The following is a 25,417-nucleotide window of genomic DNA, read 5'->3' as shown; positions in this document are numbered from 1 at the left end:
TAGGAAAAAATATTTTTAATAAAAAAAGCCGATGTATTTCTAGATCGGCTTTTACTTTTATAATTGAATTAATTATTACGCTTGTTGCGCTTTAATTAAATTTAATGCTGAACCAGCTTTGAACCATTCAATTTGTTGTGTATTGTATGTATGATTTGCTACAACTAAATCTTTAGATCCATCTGCATGAACAAACTCGATTGTTAAAGGTTTTTCTGGCGCAAATTCCGTTAAATCAATAAAGTTGATTGTATCATCTTCTTGTACTTTATCATAATCTGCTTTGTCAGCAAATGTCAACGCTAACATTCCTTGCTTTTTAAGATTTGTTTCGTGGATACGTGCAAAAGAACGTACTAAAACTGCAACAGCTCCTAAATGACGTGGTTGCATCGCCGCATGCTCACGAGAAGAACCTTCTCCATAGTTTTCGTCACCAACAATTACAGAAGGTACACCTGCCGCTTTATATGCACGTGCAGTATCTGGAACTGGTCCGTATTCTCCTGTTAATTGATTTTTAACTGAATTTGTTTCTTGGTTGAATGCATTTACGGCACCAATCAATGTATTATTCGAAATATTATCTAAGTGTCCACGGAAACGTAACCAAGGTCCAGCCATAGAAATATGGTCAGTTGTACATTTACCAAATGCTTTGATTAATAATTTAGCTCCAGTAATATTTTCACCATTCCAAGGTTTGAAACCTTCTAATAATTGTAAACGCTCAGAATTTGGATTTACGATCACTTCTACACGAGAACCATCTTCTACAGGTGCTTGATATCCATTATCTTCATAAGCATAACCTTTTGTTGGTAATTCCTCTCCTTTTGGAGCATCTAACATTACTTCTTCACCAAATTTATTGATTAATTTATCTGTTAATGGATTAAAATCTAAACGTCCAGAAATTGCAATCGCCGCAACCATTTCAGGCGATGTTACGAAAGCATATGTATTTGGATTTCCGTCCGCACGTTTTTTGAAATTACGGTTGAATGAATGAACGATTGTATTTTTTTCTTCTTTATCCGCACCTTCACGATCCCATTGACCAATACAAGGTCCACAAGCATTTGTAAAGATAACCGCATCTAAATCCTCGAAAGTTTTTAATAAACCATCACGATCCGCAGTATAACGAACTACCTCAGAACCAGGATTAATTCCAAAAGATGATTTCACTTCTAAACCTTTATCTAAAGCTTGTTGCGCAATCGAAGCTGCACGTGTTAAATCTTCGTAAGAAGAGTTTGTACAAGACCCTATTAATCCCCATTCTACATCTAAAGGCCAACCATTAGCTGCAGCAGTTTCTTTCATTTTAGAAACTGGTGTCATTAAATCTGGCGTAAAAGGACCATTCAAACGAGGCTCTAATTCAGATAAGTTAATTTCAATTAATTGATCATAGAAGTTTTCTGGATTTGCATAAACTTCATCATCAGAACGTAAATAAGATTTGTGAGCATTTGCAGCATCAGCAACATCATTACGATCAGTCGCTCTTAAATATCTTTCTGAAGCATCATCATAAGCGAAGATTGAAGTTGTTGCTCCAATTTCTGCACCCATATTACAAATTGTTCCTTTACCTGTTGCAGATAAAGACTCTGCTCCTTCTCCAAAATACTCTACAATTGCTCCTGTTCCACCTTTTACAGTTAAACGTCCAGCAACTTCTAAAATAACGTCTTTTGGAGCAGCCCAACCAGATAATTTACCCGTTAATTTAACTCCGATTAATTTTGGCATTTTTAATTCCCAAGCCATTCCAGACATTACATCAACAGCATCAGCACCACCAACACCAATTGCTACCATTCCTAATCCACCTGCATTTGGCGTGTGAGAATCGGTACCAATCATCATTCCTCCTGGAAATGCATAGTTTTCTAAAACTACTTGGTGAATAATTCCTGCTCCTGGTTTCCAGAATCCAATTCCATATTTATTAGAAACTGATTCTAAGAAATTAAATACTTCTGAAGATTTATTGATTGCCTCTTGTAGATCGGTTTTTGCACCAACTTTAGCTTGAATCAAGTGATCACAGTGAACCGTAGAAGGAACAGCCGTTTTGGTTTTTCCAGCTTGCATAAATTGCAACAAAGCCATTTGAGCAGTTGCATCTTGCATTGCTACACGATCTGGCGCAAAATCTACATAAGATTCTCCTCTTGTATACGCTTGTGTAGGTTTTCCGTCAAACAAGTGAGCATATAAAATTTTCTCTGAATAAGTCAAAGGGCGACCTACGATGGCTTTCGCAGCATCTACACGTTCTTGCATTTTTGCATAAACGCCTTTAATCATATTTATATCAAATGCCATAATAATTGATTTATTTAATTGGTTTTAATTTATCAAAAAACATACCCCAATATACTGAATTATTTGTAAACTACTAACTCTTTACCGTGCTAATAATCTTATTTAAAACAATTCTAACTTATTTATTTGCAATATTATATATTTATCACAAAAAAAGGCTAACACCGAAATGTTAGCCTTTATTATATCATTTTCTACAAACAATTAGTTCATTGAAATTGGTTTAAACTTTGTTAAGTTAATACCTTCAACTGCAGTTTTGTACTCTTCGATAGAAGGAATACGTCCTAAAATCGCTGATAAAACAACTACTGGAGTTGATGCTAATAAAGATTCTCCTTTTTTACCATCACGGTCTTCAACCACACGACCTTGGAATAAACGTGTAGATGTCGCCATTACTGTATCTCCTTTTGCTGCTTTTTCTTGGTTACCCATACATAAGTTACAACCAGGACGCTCTAAGTACATAATGTTTTCGTATTCTGTACGTGCAGTAGATTTTGGTAATAAATCGCTAAACTCAAATCCTGAGTATTTTTGTAACATTTCCCAATCACCTTCCGCTTTCAATTCGTCGATAATGTTGTAAGTAGGTGCAGCAACAACTAAAGGAGCTTTGAATTCCACTTTACCATTTGCTTTTTCTACATTACGTAACATTTGAGAAACGATTTTTAAATCGTCTTTATGTACCATACAAGATCCTACGAAACCTAAATCTACATGTTTATCACCACCGTAGTAAGTTAAATCGCGGATTGTATCGTGTGTATAACGTTTAGAAACATCAGCATTGTTTACGTCTGGATCGGCAATCATTGGCTCTTCGATAATATCTAAGTCAATCACTACTTCAGCATAATATTTTGCATTTGCATCTGGAGTTAAAGCTGGTTTTGCACCCGATTTAATTTCTTCGATACGTTTGTTTGCTTTATCGATTAACCCTTTTAACACTTGATTTTTGTTATCCATTCCTTTCTCGATCATGATTTGGATACGAGATTTTGCAATTTCTAACGATTCGATTAATGTTTCGTCTTGAGAAATACAGATAGATGCTTTTGCTTTCATTTCTGCCGTCCAGTCTGTGAATGTAAACGCTTGGTCTGCTAATAATGTTCCGATGTGAACCTCAATAATACGACCTTGGAATACGTTTTCACCATCAAACTGTTGTAACATTTGTAATTGTGTAGCATGAACCACATCACGGAAATCCATGTGAGGTTTCATCTCACCTTTGAATGTTACTTTTACAGATTCTGGAATTGGCATAGAAGCCTCACCAGTAGCTAAAGCTAAAGCCACAGTACCAGAGTCAGCACCAAAAGCTACACCTTTAGACATACGTGTATGAGAGTCACCACCAATAATGATAGCCCACTCGTCAACAGTAATATCATTTAATACTTTGTGGATAACGTCAGTCATTGAATGATAAACACCTTTAGGGTCACGAGCTGTAATTACACCGAAATCATTCATAAATTTCATCAATTTAGGAATATTTGCTTGCGCTTTTTTATCCCAAACAGAAGCTGTATGACATCCTGATTGGTATGCACCGTCAACCGTTGGAGCGATAACTGTAGCAGCCATAGCTTCTAACTCTTGAGCAGTCATTAAACCTGTAGTATCTTGTGAACCTACGATATTTACTTTAACACGAACGTCAGAACCTGCATATAAAACTTTTCCTGGAGTAGATCCAACTGCATTGTTATTGAAGATTTTTTCAACAGCAGTTAAACCTTGCCCATCATTCGAAATCTCTTTTGAAGGAGCGAAAACTGTTGGTGCTTCGATACCTAAAGTTTGAGCAGCAAATGTTTGGATTTTTTTACCAAAAACGATTGCGTAAGAACCACCCGCTTTGATAAATTCCATTTTTTGAGGAGTCAATGATCTTGAAATATCAATTAACTCTTGGTCTCCATTGTATAATTTTTTTGTTTTTGTATTGATCGTTAAAACTGTACCTGTCGCAACAGAATATACTTGTTCTAAAACTACATCACCGTTTACGTCACGTATAACGTTTCCGTTTTCATCAACTTTTTTAACCCAGTTTTGTAAATCAATACCGATACCACCAGTAACGTCTACTGTAGTTAAGAAAATAGGAGAAATTCCGTTTGTACCTGCTACAATTGGTGCAATATTTACGAAAGGAACATAAGGCGATGCTTGTTTTCCTGTCCATAAAGCCACGTTGTTAACACCTGACATACGAGAAGAACCAACACCCATTGTACCTTTTTCAGCGATTAACATCACAGAAGCATCTGGATGTTGCGCTTGTAACGCTTTAATTTCCGCTTGAGCAGCTGGCGTAATCATACATTGACCGTGCAATTCTCTATCAGAACGAGAGTGCGCTTGGTTACCTGGAGATAATAAATCCGTAGAGATATCACCTTCAGCAGCAATGTAAGTAACCACTTTAATTTCTTCAGCAACAGCTGGTAATTCAGTAAAGAACTCCGCTTTTGCATAACTTTCTAAAATATCTTTTGCGATTGTATTTCCTGCTTTAAAAGCATCAGCTAAACGTGCAGTATCTGCATCATATAAGAAAACTTGTGTTTTAAGAACTGCTGCAGCTTGCTTTGCAATTGCTTCGTCATTTCCTAAAGCTAAATCTAAAAGAACCTCAATTGATGGTCCACCTTTCATGTGAGATAACAATTCGAAAGCATAAGTTGGTGTAATTTCAGCAACTGTAGCTTCTCCTAAAATAATCTCTTTTAAAAATTTTGCTTTTACACCTGCAGCAGGTGTTGTACCTGGCAAAGTGTTATAGATAAAAAAGTTAACAGAATCCACACGGTATTCATTATTAACATCTTTAATTTGTGAAATTACTTCACTTAGTAATTCTGCACCATCAATTGGTTTTGGATGTAATCCAAGACCTTTTCTTTCTTCAATTTCGTTGATGTAATCCTTGTAAAGGCTCATAATTCTCTAATCTTTTTAATTTTACAAATCATTTAATGCTTCAACAAGCATCATATAAACTTGTAAATCACTACAATAACACTTTATTTATTTTTTCAAAAGACTTTTCACCTTCGAACAACCAAATCAAGTTCTCATTATTGAGTTTGTTAATTTTTTATTTTGTAGACAAAAATACGTTTATACTAATAATTTTTCATCAAAGAATGATATATTTTAGTTATAATATAATAATTTAGACTAATTACAAAAGAGTATTAAATTTCACTTTTACAAGTATTTAACACAAAAAAAATTCAACTTAAAAAATTATAGATAGTCAGAATATGAAGTTGATAATTTTTGGCATAGTTTTTTACGAAATTGAATTGAACTACATTTTTTAACATTTACTTCTTCATCTGTTTTTGAATCTAAAAATATATAATCAACACTTATTTATTGAGTAAGTGAAAAATTATCTCTGAATAAATATTAAATAATATTTATAATTATACGTATTTTATGTAAAAAAATACAAGTTTTCATTAACTTTGCGCCCTTAATTCATTATTATAGATATGAAACTTTGGGACAAAGGTTTTACCATTAATGATAAAATCGAAAAATTTACTGTTGGAAAAGACAGAGAATTAGATGCTCATCTTGCGAAATACGATGCATTAGCGTCGAAAGCGCAGGCAAATATGCTGGCAAAAACAGGTTTGATTACCAATGAAGAGAATGATGCGTTGCAAATTGCTTTGGATGAAATTTTGGTTCTGATTGCGGAAAATAATTTCGAAGTCGACGAAAATTACGAAGATATACATTCAAAAATTGAAGCTTTCTTAATTGAGAAAACGGGTGATGCGGGTAAAAAAATTCACGTTGCTCGTTCACGAAACGATCAAGTTTTGGTTGCAATTCAACTTTTTGAGAAAGAGTATTTAAAACATACAACCGAAAAAATTGTCAATTTAATTGAGATTTTCTTACAAAAAGCAGATGAATTTAAGAATCATCAATTACCAGGATATACGCATTTTCAGGCGGCGATGCCAAGTAGTTTTGGAATGTGGTTTTCTGCCTATGCAGAAAGTTTGTTGACAGATTTATACTTTTTTGAGGCTGCATATAAAATTTCTGATCAAAATCCTTTGGGTTCTGGAGCAGGTTTTGGAACAAGCTTCCCAATTGATCGTTTGCAAACAACGCAAGAATTAGGTTTTTCAGAAATCTTAGTTTCTTCTGTTGGTGCACAAATGCTTAGAGGAAAAACAGAAAAATCTGTTGCGACAGCTTTAGCAATGATTTGTGGAACGTTGTCTAAAATGTCATACGATTTGGTTTTATACAATTCTCAAGATTTAGCTTTTGTCAAGTTACCAAACGAAATGACAACAGGCTCATCGATTATGCCACACAAGAAAAATCCAGATGTTTTTGAGTTAACACGTGCGCATTGCAATAGAATTCAGGCGTTGCCGAATGATATTATGATGACAATTAATAATCTTCCAAGTGGATATCACCGCGATTATCAAATATTGAAAGAAATATTATTCGAACCAATGATTCAATTTGATAATATTATTGACATCTTAACATTTGCGATTCCTCAACTTCAGATTAAAGACAACTATATGAATCAGGATAAATATGATCCGATTTATACCGTTGAAAATATTAATGAAGCGATTAAAAATGGAACGCCATTCCGCGATGCTTACAGAGAAGTTGGTTTGTCTGTAGAAAATGGAACGTATGTACCACACAAAGAATTTCAGACTTCGCATATCGGAAGTATTCATAATTTGAGATTGGATTTAATTTCAAATAAAATCGAAAAATTCAAATTAGAAGCACAAGTTTTAAAATAATCGCTTGTAATACATCAAAAATCATCCTCAAATTTATAGAATTTGAGGATTTTTTTATTTTATAAATTTTATAATTTCGGAAAATATCAACGTTTAAAAAATTGATTAAGTGTATTTTGTAAAATAAAACATGTTTTACAAAATAATTACAATCATTTTTTATTATATCAGGTCAAAATCATTCTAACTTTGACACATCAAATTAATCGATTAAAATTTAAAAAGATGAAAAAATTTTTCGCAGTAGTTGCAGTAGCAGCTTTATCATTAGGAGCAGTATCTTGTGGAGAGAAAACTGAAGAAGCACCAGTAGAAGAAGCACCAGCTACAGATTCAGCTACAGCAGTAGTTGATTCAGCAGCAGTAGTTGACTCTGCAGCAGCTCCAGTAGCTGATTCAGCAGCAGTAGCAGCTCCAGCAGCAGATTCTACAGCAGTTGCTAAATAATTTATAGCGAAGCTAAAATATAAATGCGCTCAACTAGGTTGAGCGCATTTTTTATGATTTATATTTTTATGAATCTTAAATAAGATTTCCGTCAAATTTTCCTGATTGTATTTTCTTATCCAATTCTGCTTGAATATCCTCTAAAACAGGACGAACAGTAGATTCCGGAATATCCGAAACTCTAATATACATTAAGCCATCAATTGCATCATTAAATTTTGGATCAACATTGAAAGCAATCACTTTTGCGTTTTGTTTGATGTATTTCTTAATCAAAACAGGTAATCTCAACATATTGGGCTCAAGCTCATCAATTAACTTATCAAATTTATTCAAATCAGCTTCAGATTCATCGAAAATAAATTCTTTATCTTCCTCTTTCAGCTTAACTTTAAATTCATTTTTTGCTCTCACATATTGCGCTACAGTAGAATCATAATAATGAGATTTCATAAATTCGATCATCAACGATTTTGAGAAATCAGAAAACTGATTACTAATACTCACTCCTCCAATAATAAATTTCTGATTTGGATTTCTCAACGTGACATGCACAATTCCTCTCCATAATAAAAACAATGGCATAGGTTTTTGTTGATACTCAGCTGAAACGAAAGCACGTCCCATTTCGATACATTTCTTGAAGAAAGGATGAATTTCTGGATCAAAATTGAATAATTCATGAACATAAAATCCATTAATTCCATATTTTTCGTATACCTCAGAACCAATCGCCATACGATATGCTCCAACAATTTTATTGGTATCCTTATCCCATAAAAATAAATGATGATAATGATTATCGAAGCGATCAAGGTCAATTTCATCATTTGTACCTTCACCAATTGCACGGAAAGTTATCTCGCGTAAACGACCAATTTCTCTTAATATATTTGGAATTTGTTGAGCTGTAGAAAAGAAACATTCGTAATTATTATTCGTAAATAATAATGCTTGTTCATCTTTTCGTAAAGTCTCAATATCTTGAATTAATAAGCCTAAAGCAGTTTCCGAAATAATCGGCTTAACCTTTTTGTTAGAAGAAGATAAGCTTGGTAAATTCGGAATTTTCAATTCAATATTCGAAGGGTTTTTCAAGACTTGAGTTAAACTTCTTTTTTGTTTGTAATATGACGAAAGCATGTACGTTTTCTTTCTCAAAAACTCAGAATAATCTTCTATAGACACATGCTCGTCTTGTTGTTTCTGTAAAATTGGTTTTCCAATACGAATCTGAATTGGACGTGTTCTTTTCTTCATCATTTCAGCTGGCAACATTGCCGTTTGAAAATCTGGATGAATCTTCGCCACACGATAAAAAATATTACTATTTCGTGCTCTGAAAAACATTGGAACAACAGGAACTTTCGCTTTTTTGATCAACTTCATCGCTGATTCTTGCCATTCTCTGTCGATAATTTTGCTATCTTCATCACGATAAGAAACTTCGCCCGCAGGAAAAATTCCTAAACAACCTCCAGCTCTTAACAATTTTAACGCATCGCGCATTCCTGAAAGGCTACTGTAAGCATCTTTACGAGTTTCGAAAGGATTAACTGGGATAATCATCGGTTCTAATGGTTTAATTTTTTGCAATAAAAAATTACCCATCACCTTGAAATCAGGACGAATTTTTGACATAAAATGCATCAAAATAATTCCGTCCAACGCACCAAGCGGATGATTAGAAATAATAATAAAAGGTCCTTCTTTTGGAATACGTTTCAAATCTTCTTCATGGATTTCGTAATCCATTCCTAAATCATCAATCAAATAATCCAAAAAAGGTTCGCATTGCAAATGCTTTCCACGATTGTACAAATCGTTTAACTGATCTATACTGAAAACTTTTTTCAATGCCCAAGCCACAGGCTTTCCTAAAACACCAATTTTAGAAAGACCCGAAGCTGAATAGATATCTTGTGTCGTAATTAAACTCATTTAAGCTTTAACAACTATTTGTAATGTTTCGCGAACAGTTTGTCGCAATAATTCTTTTTCTTTTGAAACAACTTTGTCAGAATCTGCATCAAAATGGCGAATTGTGTACAATAAAACATTGTTTTCTTCTTGCACTTTATATTCTTCGTTCATATCTGCAACAAACTTTTCTAAGTTGTCATATTTATCCTCCAAACATAAAGATAATGAAATTGCTGAATTTTGCATCAAATTTACTTTGATTTGATAATCATATAGTTTATTGAAAATTCCGCTCAATTTATCTTCTGTAATAAACGAGAAATCTTTACTTGATAAACGAATCAAATGTTGCTCTCTTTTTAAGATAAAACATGGTACTTTTGGATCTAATGGTTGACCTTTCGCTACCTCTGTTCCTGCTTCTGTAGGATTAATAAATGATTTTACGAAGAAAGGAATTTCTTTTTGTTGAAGCGGCTGTAACGTTTTCGGGTGAATAACAGATGCACCATAATACGCCAACTCTATCGCTTCTTCGTATGAAATATGATTTAACAGCTCTGCATTATCAAAATAACGTGGATCAGCATTCAAAACACCTGGAACATCTTTCCAAATCGTCATGCTATTCGCATTTAAACAATAAGCAAAAATCGCCGCAGAATAATCTGAACCTTCGCGTCCTAAAGTTGTTGTGAAAAAGTTTGGATCAGAACCTAAGAAACCTTGTGTAATAAACAAACCTGTGTTTGGTAAACGTTTAATACTTTCTTCTGTTAACCCCCAATTAACTTTCCCTTCGCGGTAAGTATTATCTGTTTTGATATAATCGCGAACATCTAACCATTCATTATTAATTTGTATCGAATTAAGATACATACTGATGATTTTTGTCGAAATTAATTCTCCACAACAAACCACTTGATCGTACACATAGCTATAATTTGGTGATTTGTTACGTCTTAAAAACGAGACGATATCATCAAAAAATTGCGAAATTTCGTTCGAAACCTCAGCTGGATTATCAAATAATTCCGTCGCTAAAGCAATGTGTTGTTCTTTAACTTTGTGAATTGTTTTTTCGAAATCTTGTTCTTCAAAATAGCGTTTGACTACCTCTTCCAATGCATTTGTTGTCTTGCCCATAGCAGAAACAATGATACATGTATTTTCGTAACCAACAGATTGCAATAAACTCGCAACATTTCTAACGCCGGCTGCATCTTTCACCGAAGCACCACCGAATTTGAAAACTTTCATTTCTATAAAAACTTTTTTTTGTAAATATTTAACTTGCAAATATAACTAAACTACACTTTATATGTTGACCGAATTTAATTAAAATAAAAAATAAATTTGAGTGATGATTTTCACGTATTTAGATTAATTTCAAACGTTTGAAATGATATAAAATTGAGTTATTATTCCGATATTTGACCAGCAAAACATAATTATGAATACTAATTCTCATCAAACTCTTGGAGAGTTTATCATAGAAAATCAAGCAGATTTTATTTACTCATCTGGAGAATTATCTAGATTACTGAGTTCTATTAAATTAGCGACAAAAGTTGTTAATTATAAAGTAAACAAAGCAGGACTTGTAAATATTTTAGGCGAATTCGGAAATGAAAATGTCCAAGGAGAAAAACAACAAAAATTAGATGTTTTCGCAAACGATACGTTTATTGAAACGTTATCGCAACGCGAAGTTGTTTGTGGTATTGCTTCGGAAGAAAACGAAGATTTTATTGCAATTCAACCTTCAATAAATTCAAAAAACAGTAAATATGTTGTGTTGATTGATCCACTTGATGGTTCATCAAACATCGACGTAAATGTTTCTGTTGGAACAATTTTCTCTATCTACCACCGTGTTTCTGAACCTGGAACACCTGTTACAAAAGAAGATTTTTTACAACCAGGTAACAAGCAAGTTGCTGCAGGATATGTAATTTATGGAACATCTACAATGTTAGTTTACACAACAGGAAATGGTGTAAATGGATTTACCTTGAACCCAGGAATTGGAACGTTTTATTTGTCTCATCCAAATATGTGTATTCCAGAAGATGGACACATTTATTCAGTTAACGAAGGTAATTACGTGAAATTCCCTCAAGGAGTTAAAAATTACATCAAATACTGTCAGGCAGATGAAGAAGATCGTCCGTACACTTCTCGTTACATCGGTTCTTTATGTTCAGATTTTCACCGAAACATGTTGAAAGGAGGAATTTATATTTATCCTTCTGGAACAAATAATCCGAACGGAAAATTACGTTTATTGTACGAATGTAATCCAATGGCTTTTATTGCAGAACAAGCTGGAGGAAAAGCTTCTGACGGTTTCCAACGCATTATGGATATTGAACCTACAGAATTACACCAGCGCATTCCTTTCTTTTGTGGATCGAAAAATATGGTCGAAAAAGCAGAAGAATTTATGCGAAATGAAGAATTGAAATAATTATTTCTAAAAAAATAATCAAATAAAAAAATCCGCTCGATGAGCGGATTTTTTATTATCTAAACATCCAATTAAGGAATTGCAATACCTGGATAATTCCCTGGGTAAACATGTCTTAAAGTTGAATGATATTTTTTATTGATTGCATCAGCAAACATATTTGCGACAATTGCATATCCAGTTCCTGTTAAGTGAACTCCATCTAATGAGAACGCTCCACCAGAAACGAAAGTTGTTGTATATGTTTGTCCGTAATATTTAATTCCTGATTGAGAACTTAATTTTTTCATTTCAGAATATGTATCAACTAAAGCTAAATTATAAGCAGTTGCTAATTCAGCAATTGCTGCATTGTATTTAATTACAGCTGCTTCTGCTTTCGCAGTTTCTTTTGCTGTTAATACATAATTATCTGTCATTGGATAACTAACACCTACTACTGCTAATTTACCAGCTTCTTCTTGAGTTAATCCTAATTTCATTAACGCTGCAACTTGATTTGTATCAACTTTTCCAATTACAGAAGAAGAAGTTAAAACCAATAAATCTTTCGCTGTTGCTTGACGAGCTTGACCATAAATCATCCCAAATAAAGTTGCTTTTGCAGCTCCAATTTTAGGAGTAAGTGCAGCAGTGATTGTAGCTGATAAATCTGCTAAATCTTTATCTTTAATTACTACAGCACTTGCAGCATTCTTAGAAAAAAAGATTTTTCTTTCTGAAGCTCCAACCGCATCAAATACTTGATTTAATCCTGCATAAGTTGCATTCAATTCATCAATCATTGATGCAAAACTTGGGTTTGCAGGTGATAATGGCGCGTATGGAACCGTTGTAAAATATGGAATAGATGTTACAGAAGGAATATTTGCAATAACTCCTTTCGCCCCTACCGCTGTTAATGCTTTTAATCCATCATTAATTGTAGATTTTACCACATTTACATTAGAAATATCTGAACTTCCATAAGTTCTTGGATCAACATTATTTGTTTCATTATGATCTACTCCAACTCCACCAGATGTTGCATAACCTAAAACATCATTATTTCCAATCCAATAAGAGAAGAATGTTGGTTTTTGCGCAACTGCATCTCCAACTACAGAAGTTGTCGCATTACTTGCGAAACGTACAAAATAAGGATTCGCAGTTACTGGATCTGTTTTTAATCCTGCTGGATTTCCATAACCTGGCGCAACTAAATGATAAGACTTAGCACCTGGAACTCCCATATTTTGAAACTTTCCTTTATCTGCTAAGATATCTAAAGCCCCACCCGCAGGACTTGGAACTGGTGTTAAAGCTCCATTTACAATTTGTAAATTCAATTTACCTGGAAAACCTGGTAAATCAGTAAATCCACCTGTATCATTTTGCATATAAGGAATTTTAAATTCTCCTCCTCCTGCAGCTTTCATCAATCCAGCTAACATGTTTGGGTAAGAATTTTCTTGTCCAGATTTGTACAATGCATTATCTCTATAACCAGAAGTTAACGAGTTTCCTAATGCGATATATGTTTTAAAATTAGCTTCACCTGCAGAAACTTGAATATCTTCAATTGGATGATCAAAATCTTCGCTACAGTTAAACATCGTAGCAGCTAATGCAACTAATACTATTTTATTTAAGTGTTTCATTTTTGTCTTATTTTAGGTTGTACGATACGCCTAAACCAAAGTTTATAGCACGCATTTTAACATCTCCAGAGAAGTTTTGTTGAATATTATCAATATGTCTTTCGTCTCCTTTTACATATGATCCAAATAAATCAACATGAAAACCTGACTCAAATCTAAATCCTAATCCAGCTGAAACTGAATTCAAGTTAGAACTTGGTGTTTCTGATGACCAATAAGCTGATGGAACTGGTGATTTATCATGATAATAACCAACACGTCCAACAATCATCTCGCTGAAAGTATACTCTGCTCCAAAACGGAATAATGTATTGTCTTTCCAGTTTTTCGTAGAAGATGATGTGTAAAAAGTATTAGAAGCATCATTATATAAATTGATATCTAAACTTTTGTAACGTGTCCAGTTTTGCCAAACTACATCTCCAAAAAGTTCTAATTGTGGTAAAACTTTGTAAGACATTCCAAATGTAAACTCTGATGGTAATGGTAAAGTTGTATTCCATTTATCTGTATTAAAAGGCACATTAGATGCAATTCCAGAAGGAACATTCGACCATGTAACATCACCTTTGTTTGCAGAAACATCTACATTAGAACGGTACGCAATTCCAACTCCAAATTTATCTGTTGGCTTGAACATTGCTCCAACATTAAATCCTAAACCATGAGCATCTTTATCCTCTAATTTAAGTTTAATATCATTTCCAGCAACTGTTTGTACTTTCTCTAATTTAGCTGTTCCGTGTGTATAAATGAAACCTACACCCAAACTAAACCAATCAGAAAAACGATATGCAACCGTTGGCTGAATATTGAATGCTTTCAAGTCAATATGTGTAATATTTGCTTTGTTTTGCCAATCTTCTGGCCACGTAACCGAACTACCAAAAGGCGTCGTAACACTCAATCCAATTGCTAAATCATCTACAGGCTTGTAACTAACTGCCAAATACATTGGTGTTCCTAATTTACTATCTGTTTCTGCTTTTTGTAACGTCATTGGATCTTGCCATTTTACGTCAGTTTTTACACCAAAACCTCCGACAGCAATACTCAATTTACTATCAACAAAAGCTAAACCTGCAGGATTATAAAACGCAACACTCGCATCGTGAGTTTGTGTTGCAGAAGTCCCTCCCAATGCCGCTTGGCGAACTCCTTGTAAAGCAACTCGGTATCCACCTGCGAATGCAGAAGAAGATAAGCCGATTAATGCTAAGGTTAAGAAAATTTTCTTCATATTTTTTGTTCGTTTTTAATAATTCCTTTAAACAAAAATAACATAATTTTATAATAATGTTATGTTAACATAATAAATCTTGAAAAAATCTTTATTCTTAAGGCTTTCAGCCAGAATAATATTTGTGTAAAATATACACTATTGATAAATTTCTTTGATTTTTTCAGATATAATATATCCTTCAGACCAACACGCCTGAAAATTGAACCCACCTGTTATGGCATCAATATTTAAAACCTCACCGGCCATAAACAATTGTGGGATTTTTTTTGCTTGCATCGAATGAAAATCAATCTCTTTCAAATCGACACCGCCAGCCGTCACAAACTCATCTTTGAACGTACTTTTTCCATTAATTTGGTATTTTCCTTGCGTCAATTCTATTGCAATTGCTTCGATGTGTTTTTTCGATAAATCTGCATAAACCTTGTTTTCATCTATATTACAATAGCTCAGAATACTAAACCAAAAACGCTTCGGAAAATCGAATGGATTATTTTTATGCACATTTTTCTTAGCATCAACTTGTTTTTTATCATTCAAAAATGAAATGATTTCGTCTTTAGATTGATTTACAAAATTGATTTCAGTTTCGAATTTATAATTGCTTTCATTCAATTTTAAAGCACCCCAAGCCGATAATCTCAAAATCGCTGGTCCACTAAATCCCCAATGCGTAATTAGTAACGGACCTTCTTCTTCTAATTTTTGTTGATTGATTTTGACTTCAGCATTATCGAAAGAAATTCCCATCAATCCTTCAATTCGAGGATCTTTGCAATTAAACGTGAATAAAGAAGGAACTGGTTGAACGATTTTCAAACCTATATTTTTCAAACTTTTCCAAAATTTAGGCGTACTTCCTGTTGTCACAATCACCGTTTCGAAAAAATGTTTTCCTGATTTTGTTATCAATTCATAACCACCATCAACTTTATTAATTTCTTGCACACCATCTGAGAAATTAAGCTGAACTTTATTTTGATCAACCGCTTTTGTCAAAGCCTCTATAATCGAAAGTGAAGAATCGCTAACTGGAAAAATACGGTTATCGTCTTCTATTTTCAATTCTACTCCGCGCTCATCAAACCAAGCCATTGTATCACCTGGTTGAAACGTGTAAAAAACGCTTAATAATTCCTTTTTTCCGCGTGGATAAAACTCGACCAAATCAAGCGGATCAAAACATGCATGCGTCACATTACATCTTCCTCCACCCGAAATGCGTACTTTTTGAAGCGGCAGATTTGCTTGTTCAAACAATATAGTTTGTTGTCCTACAGTTTTTCCAAGGTTTGCTGCAACAAAATATCCTGCGGCACCACCTCCTACTATGGCTATTTTTTTCACGGGGCAAAGGTAAAGTTTTATTTTTAACAGAATTTTTGACAAAAAAAGGAAATGTTTTCACATTTCCTTTTAAGACTTTTGTTCATGAAAAACGAACAAAGGTGTAATATTTTTATTTGCAATTTTCTTTGTAAATCCTGGCGAAAAAATCTTATCAAAAAACCCTTTATTGCGACTCACAACCGTCAACAAATCAATTTGTTTTTCATTAATAAAATCCAACACCGCATTTACAGGATCAGAATCATGATAAATTTCAAAAACAATTGGATCTCCAGCAAACTGATCTTGCCAATCTTTCATTGCTTGTTGATTAAATTTTCCATCTTTCGAAACGTGCATACAATGAATTTTTGCCTGATGACGATTTGCAATTTCAATCAAATACTTTAACGCATCTTTATCTTTTTGATCAAAAACAGTCGTAAAACCAATATTTTTAAATCCTTTGAAAGACATTCCGTGCGGAACACTAAGAATCGGAACTTTCATCGATGTAATCGCATTTATCGTATTCGAACCGAAAAGCATTTTCTCAATTCCTGAATTTCCATCCGTTCCCATCACTACAAAATCAACGCTTTCTTCACCAATAATTTCGCGTAGAATGTATAAGAAATTTCCTTCTTCTAAAATAAATTTGATTGGAATTTCATTCAAACCATTATCATCAGCAATTTGTCTTAGTTGCGGAATATTATCTTTAAAGTTATCGAAACTTCCTAATTCTACCGTTTCATATACATTCTGAATCAATCCAGCACTCAAACTTCCAGTAATCATTGGCAATTCATAAACATGCAACACATAAACTTGTGCATCGATACTTTTTGCAAGATTTAGTGCATATAAGAAGGCGTTATTGGCAGTTTCTGAGAAATCTGTTGGGAACAATATTTTTTTCATCTTTTCGTGTTTTGTACTCAAAAGTTACGAATAATTTCATTTCAACACGAAAAAAGCTCAATCTATTTCTACAGATTGAGCTTTGTATATTCAGTATAAATTATCTTATTCGTGGAAAACAAACAAAGGCACGTTGTGTTGCGTCAAAATTTTCTTTGTAAAACTTGGTGAAAATAATTTCTCGAAGAAGCCTTTGTTACGGCTGACTACTGTCAACAAATCAATTTTTTCTTCTTTGATAAATTCCAAAACTGCATCAACAGATTCATCCGCAGTATAAATAGAAAAATCTACAGGTTCGTCTTTATAATATTCTTTCCAATGATTAAGCGTCGGAATATCATAATTTCCATCTTTCGAAACGTGTAAACAATGCACTTTTGCTTTGTAACGATAAGCGATTTCTGTTAAATAATCTAAGGCTTTGCGGTCTTTATCTTGGAAAATTGTCGTAAATCCGATGTTATTTATTCCTTTGAATTTATAACCATTTGGCACGCTCAATACCGGAATTTTAAGATGTTTGATTGCATTCATCGTATTCGAACCAAAAAGAACTTTATCAAATCCTGTATTTCCAGTCGTTCCCATTACCACAAAATCTACTTTTTCATCTTCGATAAATGTTGGCAACACAAACGAAAGCATTCCTTCTTTTACGAAAAATTTCAAATCAACATTTGCAAAACCATTGTCCTCAGCCATTTTTCTCAAGAACGGAATATGATCTTTTAAATTCTCGAAATTATTTAATTCAATTGTATTATAAACATCTTGCAAAATACCAGCATCGATTCCTCCACTTACCATTGGATACTGAAAAGCGTGCAAAACATACAATTCTGCATTCTGATTTTCGGCTAAATTTAACGCATACAAAAACGCATTATTTGCTGTTTCTGAAAAGTCTGTTGGAAATAATATTTTTTTCATAATCTGTCTGTTTAATAGCTCTTTAAAGATACGAATTATAAAATTATTTATATTTTAATTTGATGTTAAATCTTATTGTTTTTTTATTATTTACGATGATTAAAAATATTATCATTTTCGTGTAAATAGTAATCCGTAACTTTGTACCTTAAATAATTTTTCAATTCATGAATAATAAATATTTTCAAAAAACCATTGTTCGATGGTCAGATTTGGATGCTAATCGCCATTTAGCGAATGCTTCGTATATGAATTTTACAAGTTTTGCACGTATTGCTTTTTTGAGAGATTATGGCATTTCGATGAAAAATTTGGCTGAATACGGAATTGGACCAGCTATTTTGCACGAACAATTTTCTTTTTTTAAGGAAGCAATGGAAGGTGAAGAAATTTATATTTCGGTAGAAATTGGTGGAATGTCGGAAGATGGAATGATTTATCAATTTATTCATAATCTATATAATCAAGATGGTGTACATCTTTGCCATTCTGAACTGACAGGCGTTTGGTTTTCGATGTCGAAAAGAAAAATGCAAGCACCACCAACAGAAATGTTAGAAAACATTAAAAAATCATTTGAAGGACAAACCGTGAAAACAATGTCGAAACAAGACATTATCAATTTACCTTTTCGTTCAGAAAATATAGATCCTTCAATCTTTACTCAAAAATAAAATCATGTTAGAAGATAAAAACGTTTCAAAAACAAGTTTAGCCGAAATTGGAGAATTTGGTTTAATTAATCAAATCAAAGAAGGTTTTCCGATCAAATTAGAAAGCTCTATCAAAGGAATTGGCGACGATGCGGCTGTTCTTGATTATAAAAAAGATAAAATTGTCGTTTCTACTGATATGTTGGTAGAAGGTGTAAATTTTAGCTGGTCGTATATGCCTTTGCGCCATTTGGGTTATAAAGCAGTTGTGACAGCGATTAGTGATATTTTGGCGATGAATGCTATTCCAAAACAATTGTTGGTTTCGATGGCAATTTCGAATCGTTTTACGATAGAAGCTGTGGACGAAATTTACAACGGAATGAAATACGCTTGCGACAAATACAATATTGATATTGTAGGCGGCGATACAACTTCTTCTGTTAGCGGACTTGTACTAAGTATGACGGCGATTGGTTCGGCTCCAGAAAAAGATTTGGCTTATAGAAATGGTGCGAAAGAAAATGATTTGGTTGTTCTTTCTGGTGATTTAGGTGCTTCTTTTCTTGGTTTGCAAGTTTTAGAACGCGAAGCGCAAGTATCAAAAGTAAATCCTAATAATCAACCAGATTTCGAAAACTATTCATATTTAATTGAACGCCAATTAAAACCTGAGGCACGTTTGGATATTATCAATCTCTTGAAAGAATTGAAAGTTAAACCAACTTCTATGATTGATATTTCGGACGGATTATCTTCGGAAATTATTCATCTTTCGAAAGAAAGTGGTGTTGGAATTAATATTTACGAAGAAAAAATTCCATTAGATTCTATTGTGATTCGCACAGCCGAAGAATTCAAAATTAATCCAATCACATGTGCATTAAGCGGTGGAGAAGATTATGAATTGCTGTTTACAATTGATCAAAAAGATTTTGAAAAAATCAAAGGAAATCCGCATTTAACGGTGATTGGTCATGTAACTGGTAAAAACGAAGAAAACTATTTGATTACACGTGGAAGCGAACAAATGGTTCCATTAACAGCACAAGGTTGGGGAATTGAAACAGAAGACGAAGAAGTAGTTTTAGACTGAATTTATTTCAGTTTCTCATCAAATATAAAATCAAAAGCATTCAAGGAATTGAGTGCTTTTTTAGTTGAAATAAGTTGTATTTTAGTTTATTTTTTAAATTATGTCTAGAAAATTTTCAATAAAAAATACGTTATTCTCAACAGGAATTGTTTTGATATCATTATCATTCATAATGTTTATTTATGCAATGAGTATGTTTACAGCAAGAGGAAATTTCAGTAAGTTCTCTGTGAAAATTTCTGAAATATGTCTAGTTTTTTGGTTTCCAACTTTAATTATTGGTGTCATTATTTTTATACTTGTTGCTGTATTAAAAAACTATAAAAACAAAAAAAGCTCGAACCAATAAGTTCGAGCTTTTATATTGTTAGCATTTTCGCTGTCGAATTATCAATTAAGATAATGGTTCAACTGAAACGTAAGATCTATCGTTACGTTTTTTAGTGAAAACTACTTTTCCGTCAATTAAAGCGAATAATGTGTGATCTTTACCGATTCCTACATTATCACCAGGATGATGTTGAGTACCTCTTTGACGAACAATAATGTTACCAGCGATTGCTGCTTGTCCACCAAAAATTTTAACACCTAAACGTTTCGAATGTGATTCACGACCATTTTTCGAACTTCCGACCCCTTTCTTATGTGCCATTTCGTTTTGTTTTTAAGAGTTAATAATTAATCTCAGCTCAATCTTAACCGATTGAAGCTACTTCAATTTTAGTGAATTGTTGACGATGACCGTTAGACTTTTGGTAACCTTTTCTTCTTTTCTTTTTGAAAACGATTACTTTGTCTCCTTTCACGTGTTCAACGATTTTAGCTACTACGGTAACTCCGTCTATAACTGGGGCGCCGACAGTGATTGCTCCGTTATCTGTTAATAAAACACGGTCGAATTTTACTTCATCACCTGCTTCACCAGCTAAACGGTTTACAAACAATTGTTGGTCTTTTTCAACTTTGTATTGAAGCCCTGCTATCTCTACAATTGCGTACATAAATTAATGTTTATAAATGAAAATTGAGTGCAAAGATAATCAAAATTTTGAATTTAGATACTTGAATTCATTGAAATTTAATTAGAAAGATAAAAAAACTATGACATATCTTCTATTTGGATTAATTAAAAATAAATATCTTTGCATATAGTAAAATCATAGATAGATTGGTAGAAATGGTTGAAAATTATTCTTTAAAAGATTTAAAAATTGGTGAACAAGCAGTTGTAACTGGATTTAGTACAGAAGATATACCTGCTAAGTTTTACGAAATGGGCTTTATTCCGGGAACAAGTTTATTGGTAAAAAATAAGGCTCCGTTTGGTGGTCCTATTTGCATTAGTATCATCTCTAACAAGTCTGTTTTAGCTTTAAGAAGAAACGAAGCCGATAAAATTTTGATAACAAAAAAATAATGAATCATTATAAAATTGCCTTAATTGGTAACCCAAATGTTGGTAAAACTTCGTTATTTAATAAATTAACAAATCTTCGTCAAAAAGTTGGGAATTATCCAGGTGTGACGGTAGAAAAACGCGAAGGTAAAATAGAACGAAATGGAAATAAATTCCAAATTACAGATTTTCCCGGAACGTATACAATTTATCCAAGCTCTTTGGATGAAGAAATTGTTTTCAAAACTTTAGGAGACAAAACCAATAACCATTACCCAAATTTGGCGATTGTTGTTGGTGAACCATCTAATCTAAAACGATCGATTTTGTTGTACCAACAAGTTCGAGATTTAGACGTTCCTGCGATTTTTGTCATCAATATGAAAGATGAAATCAAAAGCAAGGGATTAAATATTGATTTGAAAAAGTTAGAAGATTTTCTTCAAACAAAAATATACTTAACAAACGCGCGTACAAGCGAAGGAATTGATGAATTGGTAGAAGCTTTTACAAAAGAAGCAACTCCATATAATTGTCATTACGAAATTCCGAAAGAGCATCTTTCTATTGTAGAAAAAATCAAGAATGAATTTAATCTTAAATCTGATTATTTAGCTTGGCAATATCTTTCTCAGAAAGAAGTTCCGTTCGAATCGAAAGAAAATCTAAGTAAATTAGATACAATTAAGAAAGAAAATTCTATTGTTTCGAAACGATTACAAGTTAAAGAAGCATTAGATCGAAATAAAATTTTAGAGGATAAATTAAACGATATTATTTCGTATAATTTTGAAGGAAATGAAACGTTAACCGATAAAATTGATAAAACATTGATTCATCCAGTTTTTGGATACATCATCTTTTTAGGAATTTTATTATTAATCTTTCAAGCTGTTTACGCATGGTCTGCACCATTAATGACAATGGTCGAAGATTTATTTGGTTGGATCGACGAAAAAGCAATTAGTTTAATTCCAGAAGGTCCTATCAACGAAATTATTGGAGGCGCAATAATCCCAGGTATAGAAGGAATTGCCGTTTTCGTTCCGCAAATTGCCATTTTGTTTTTATTCATTTCAATAATGGAAGAAACGGGCTACATGAGCCGCGTGGTTTATTTAATGGACAGATGGTTAAAACCGTTTGGATTAAGCGGAAAAAGTGTCGTTCCATTGATTTCTGGTGTTGCCTGCGCCGTTCCTGCAATCATGTCTGTGCGTAATATCGAAAATGATAAAGAACGTCTATTAACGATACTTGTAACACCTTTTATGACGTGTTCGGCTCGTTTACCAATTTACATCGTTTTGATCGCTTTGGTAATTCCCGACGAACATATTTTTGGATTAAGTTACCAAGCTTTGGCGTTATTTGTGATGTACATTTTAGGTGTTTTAGGCGCATTGGGAAGTGCTATTTTATTGAATTTAATCATTAAAGCAAAACATAAAAGTTACCTAATTTTAGAAATGCCAACGTACAAACTTCCTGATTGGAAAAATGTTGGAATTAATGTTTGGGAAAAAACGTTAGGATTTTTAGTTGATGCGGGTAAAATCATATTTGCAATTTCGATTATTCTATGGGTTTTAGGAACTTTTGGACCTGGAGAACAATTCAAAAATGCAGAAGAAATTGTAACTGCTCATCACCCAAAAATGAATGAAGAAGATTTAGCAAATGAAATTGCTTCTTACAAATTAGAACATTCATATTTAGGGAGATTAGGTTCAGTTATAGAGCCAGTTGTAGAGCCATTAGGATATGATTGGAAGATGGGAATTGGTTTAATTTCATCATTCGCTGCGCGTGAAGTTTTTGTTGGAACAATGTCAACGGTTTACAGCTTAGGAGAAGTTGATGTTGAAGACAATGGTCAAAAAGATCGTTTACTTCATCGTATGAAAAATGAGATTAACCAAAACACAGGAGAACCAGCATATAACCTTGCTACAGGAGTTTCGTTATTGTTATTTTATGCATTCGCAATGCAATGTATGAGTACAATTGCGATCGTAAAACGCGAAACAAATTCTTGGAAATGGACATTGATTCAGACAGGGTTTATGACAGGTTTGGCATATGTAGTTGCATTTATTGCATATCATTTTTTAAAATAGTAGTATGGACAATATTTGGATACAATATATTTTTATCGCTTTCCTTTTCGGATTTGCAGTTTGGTATGTTGTAAAATTAATTAGAAACTCATTTAGCTCAAAAGGAGGCGGATGCTCAAAAGGCTGTGGTTGTTCTCCAAGCAAAGATGAATTTCAAAAAAAGGCTAACTCTTAAAAGTTAGCCTTTTTTATTTCAAAATTTCGGACTATTTTTACAATAGTATAATCAGTAAAAATTAATTATTTTAATGATTATCAATTAGTTTTATTTTATTAATTCGGAATATAAATTTTACAAAAATGGAAACTTGGTTAATCATTTTATTAATAGTTTTAGCTATAATTATCTTAGGATTAATTATTTACTTTGTTTCCAAAAAAACTAAACAATCAACTGAGATTTCTACTGAAAAAATTAATTCTGTAAAAGAAATTAAAGAAATTCCTTCTGAACCAATCAAAGAAGAGGTTACAAATAAAATAATTCCTCCAACTCCATCAACAGAGGTCATCATTGAAGAAAAACCAATGAATAACCTTAGCATTTCATCTAAAACCGAAAATGATTTACTTCGAAAATTAGAATTGTTCGAGAAAAATAAAGGATTTATAAAGAAAGATGTTAACCTTGCTTTATTATCCAAACAATTTGAGACGAATACAAAATATCTTTCCGAAATCATTAAAACGCATCGCCAAAAACAATTTAATTCCTATTTAAATGAGTTGAGAGTAAATTACATTGTGAATCGCCTTCAAAATGAGCCAAAATACATTAATACGAAAGTAAGTTATTTAGCAAGCGATTGCGGATTTGCTTCTCATAGTACGTTTACCACAACTTTTACTCAAATCATGAACGAATCTCCTTCTGCTTTTGTAAAAAGAATTAAAGCGGAACAAAAAAATTCGTAATTACGAATTAATAAAATTTATATAACTGAATTTTAAATAGATAATCATTTATATTCATTTTATTTTTTACACCAATTAATACAAGAGCTATATAAAATAATTTCATAAATCTCGATTGTATTTTTTTATTCTTAATTAAGACTTTATCTTTAATGTAAGATTGTGTCTTATGCGAAAAATTGACCCCGAAATACTTGCTCAAAAAATAAAAGAAGGTGATCGTTTTGCCTTATCAAGAGCTATTACACTTGCCGAAAGCAATCGTTTAGACGATTTAAAATTAGCGCAACATATCATTAGTTTATTACCTGTTTCCAAAACTTCAAAAAGAATTGCCATTACTGGAATTCCTGGTGTTGGGAAAAGTACTTTTATCGAATCTCTGGGGAAATATATTCTGAGTAAAGATGAAAAAGTAGCAATTTTAGCAATTGACCCGAGTAGTTCACTTTCCAAAGGAAGTATTTTAGGTGACAAAACGCGCATGGAGGACTTATCGCGAGAAGAGAATGCTTATATACGTCCAAGCGCTTCTAATGGCTCTTTAGGCGGTGTTACATCGCGCACATATGAAGCAATTTTATTATGCGAAGCAGCAGGATTTGAAAATATTTTGATTGAAACTGTTGGTGTTGGACAATCTGAGACCTTAGTAAATGAAATTTCAGATCTCTTCCTATTTCTTCAACTTCCGGGTTCTGGAGATGATTTACAAGGAATAAAACGCGGAATTATGGAAATGGCTGATTTGATTTTCGTTAATAAATCAGATTCGTTTCAAGAAAAATTAGTGAAAGATGCAAAATTGGACATTGTTCGTTCGTTGCAATTTTTACCAACCAAATCTTCTCAATGGAAAAGAAAATCAATTATCGGTTCTGGATTAATCGGAAAAGGAATTCCTGAACTTTGGGAATTGGTCAATGATTATTTCAAATTTATTAATGAAAATAATTATTACCTATCAAACAGAGAAAAACAACAGTTAAAACAAGCAGAACGCTACACAATTGATTTGATTAATCAACAGTTTTTAAAATTACTTAAGAAGCAACCATTAGAATTGAGCAAAAATTTGTCTGCATTCGAAATGGCAAAAGATTGGTTGAATAACCATACTGAAATTGATATAAAATAAAAAAAAGACAATCAAATTGAT

The 25,417-nt window shown here is 32.9% G+C and carries 20 protein-coding genes; 9 read left to right on the top strand and 11 right to left on the bottom strand.

The window, feature by feature from the left end:
- Positions 1-75: 75 nt before the first annotated feature.
- Together B3J26_RS12720 and B3J26_RS12715 are read right to left on the bottom strand one after the other, a co-directional pair.
- Positions 76-2,340, bottom strand: a complete 2,265-nt coding sequence (locus B3J26_RS12720) for an aconitate hydratase (protein WP_125349916.1) — start codon at positions 2,338-2,340, stop codon at positions 76-78.
- A gap of 204 nt (positions 2,341-2,544) precedes the next feature.
- Positions 2,545-5,307 carry a bifunctional aconitate hydratase 2/2-methylisocitrate dehydratase gene (locus B3J26_RS12715; RefSeq protein ID WP_291074751.1) on the bottom strand — a complete coding sequence of 921 codons (2,763 nt, stop codon included), beginning with the start codon at positions 5,305-5,307 and terminating at the stop codon, positions 2,545-2,547.
- A 560-nt stretch (positions 5,308-5,867) separates the two neighbouring features.
- Between B3J26_RS12715 and argH the strand changes: the two genes are divergently transcribed.
- Both argH and B3J26_RS12705 read left to right on the top strand, forming a co-directional pair.
- Entirely contained in the window at positions 5,868-7,169 is a 1,302-nt protein-coding gene (gene argH, locus B3J26_RS12710) for an argininosuccinate lyase (protein ID WP_291074750.1), read from the top strand.
- 225 nt (positions 7,170-7,394) lie between these two features.
- Positions 7,395-7,616: a hypothetical protein gene (locus tag B3J26_RS12705; RefSeq protein ID WP_114998299.1), complete on the top strand. Its 222-nt coding sequence runs from the start codon at positions 7,395-7,397 to the stop codon at positions 7,614-7,616.
- A 75-nt stretch (positions 7,617-7,691) separates the two neighbouring features.
- Here the strand turns inward: B3J26_RS12705 and B3J26_RS12700 are convergent, their stop codons facing one another.
- The gene (locus tag B3J26_RS12700; RefSeq protein WP_291074749.1) at positions 7,692-9,557 is read right to left on the bottom strand and encodes a lysophospholipid acyltransferase family protein; all 1,866 of its coding nucleotides are present in this window, start codon (positions 9,555-9,557) and stop codon (positions 7,692-7,694) included.
- On the bottom strand, positions 9,558-10,799 hold the full coding sequence (locus tag B3J26_RS12695) for an aspartate kinase (RefSeq protein ID WP_291074748.1): 1,242 nt from the start codon (positions 10,797-10,799) through the stop codon (positions 9,558-9,560). It abuts the gene before it with no gap.
- A 193-nt stretch (positions 10,800-10,992) separates the two neighbouring features.
- Between B3J26_RS12695 and fbp the strand changes: the two genes are divergently transcribed.
- Positions 10,993-12,009: a class 1 fructose-bisphosphatase gene (gene fbp / locus B3J26_RS12690; protein WP_038334934.1), complete on the top strand. Its 1,017-nt coding sequence runs from the start codon at positions 10,993-10,995 to the stop codon at positions 12,007-12,009.
- Between the two features lie 71 nt (positions 12,010-12,080).
- Here fbp and B3J26_RS12685 read toward each other — a convergent pair whose 3' ends face one another.
- The 5 genes from B3J26_RS12685 to B3J26_RS12665 form a co-directional block, all read right to left on the bottom strand.
- On the bottom strand, positions 12,081-13,649 hold the full coding sequence (locus B3J26_RS12685) for a lipase (protein ID WP_038334928.1): 1,569 nt from the start codon (positions 13,647-13,649) through the stop codon (positions 12,081-12,083).
- Between the two features lie 7 nt (positions 13,650-13,656).
- Positions 13,657-14,889 (bottom strand): OmpP1/FadL family transporter, encoded by a 1,233-nt coding sequence (locus tag B3J26_RS12680; protein WP_038334921.1) that lies wholly within the window; start codon positions 14,887-14,889, stop codon positions 13,657-13,659.
- Between the two features lie 138 nt (positions 14,890-15,027).
- Complete coding sequence (locus B3J26_RS12675) at positions 15,028-16,239, bottom strand: NAD(P)/FAD-dependent oxidoreductase (protein ID WP_291074747.1); 1,212 nt, start codon at positions 16,237-16,239, stop codon at positions 15,028-15,030.
- Positions 16,240-16,308: 69 nt separating this feature from the next.
- Positions 16,309-17,145: a universal stress protein gene (locus tag B3J26_RS12670; RefSeq protein WP_291074746.1), complete on the bottom strand. Its 837-nt coding sequence runs from the start codon at positions 17,143-17,145 to the stop codon at positions 16,309-16,311.
- A gap of 105 nt (positions 17,146-17,250) precedes the next feature.
- The gene (locus tag B3J26_RS12665) at positions 17,251-18,078 is read right to left on the bottom strand and encodes a universal stress protein (RefSeq protein ID WP_180905676.1); all 828 of its coding nucleotides are present in this window, start codon (positions 18,076-18,078) and stop codon (positions 17,251-17,253) included.
- A 167-nt stretch (positions 18,079-18,245) separates the two neighbouring features.
- On the opposite strand from B3J26_RS12665, the gene B3J26_RS12660 reads away from it, so the two are divergent.
- The gene (locus B3J26_RS12660) at positions 18,246-18,752 is read left to right on the top strand and encodes an acyl-CoA thioesterase (protein ID WP_038334897.1); all 507 of its coding nucleotides are present in this window, start codon (positions 18,246-18,248) and stop codon (positions 18,750-18,752) included.
- Between the two features lie 4 nt (positions 18,753-18,756).
- A complete protein-coding gene (gene thiL / locus B3J26_RS12655; protein ID WP_291074745.1) occupies positions 18,757-19,827 on the top strand; it encodes a thiamine-phosphate kinase in 1,071 nt (356 codons plus the stop codon).
- Positions 19,828-20,221: 394 nt separating this feature from the next.
- Here the strand turns inward: thiL and rpmA are convergent, their stop codons facing one another.
- Both rpmA and rplU read right to left on the bottom strand, forming a co-directional pair.
- Positions 20,222-20,479, bottom strand: coding sequence for a 50S ribosomal protein L27 (gene rpmA, locus B3J26_RS12650; RefSeq protein ID WP_038334883.1), 258 nt, complete (start codon positions 20,477-20,479; stop codon positions 20,222-20,224).
- Between the two features lie 43 nt (positions 20,480-20,522).
- Complete coding sequence (gene rplU / locus B3J26_RS12645; protein WP_019975660.1) at positions 20,523-20,828, bottom strand: 50S ribosomal protein L21; 306 nt, start codon at positions 20,826-20,828, stop codon at positions 20,523-20,525.
- 176 nt (positions 20,829-21,004) lie between these two features.
- Between rplU and B3J26_RS12640 the strand changes: the two genes are divergently transcribed.
- The 4 genes from B3J26_RS12640 to meaB all read left to right on the top strand — a co-directional run bounded on the left by B3J26_RS12640 (position 21,005) and on the right by meaB (position 25,396).
- A complete protein-coding gene (locus B3J26_RS12640) occupies positions 21,005-21,244 on the top strand; it encodes a FeoA family protein (protein WP_038334874.1) in 240 nt (79 codons plus the stop codon).
- Positions 21,244-23,343 (top strand): ferrous iron transport protein B, encoded by a 2,100-nt coding sequence (gene feoB, locus B3J26_RS12635; RefSeq protein WP_291074744.1) that lies wholly within the window; start codon positions 21,244-21,246, stop codon positions 23,341-23,343. The genes B3J26_RS12640 and feoB overlap by 1 nt, the downstream gene beginning before the upstream one ends.
- Before the next feature lie 300 nt (positions 23,344-23,643).
- Entirely contained in the window at positions 23,644-24,258 is a 615-nt protein-coding gene (locus tag B3J26_RS12630) for a helix-turn-helix domain-containing protein (RefSeq protein ID WP_280037686.1), read from the top strand.
- A gap of 169 nt (positions 24,259-24,427) precedes the next feature.
- A complete protein-coding gene (gene meaB, locus B3J26_RS12625) occupies positions 24,428-25,396 on the top strand; it encodes a methylmalonyl Co-A mutase-associated GTPase MeaB (protein ID WP_291074743.1) in 969 nt (322 codons plus the stop codon).
- Positions 25,397-25,417: the final 21 nt, after the last annotated feature.

Source organism: Empedobacter sp. UBA5987, assembly GCF_002429865.1.
GTDB classification, from domain to species: domain Bacteria; phylum Bacteroidota; class Bacteroidia; order Flavobacteriales; family Weeksellaceae; genus Empedobacter; species Empedobacter falsenii_B.
Note: the sequence above shows the minus strand (reverse complement) of the source record. Positions and strands in the feature narration are given on the sequence as shown.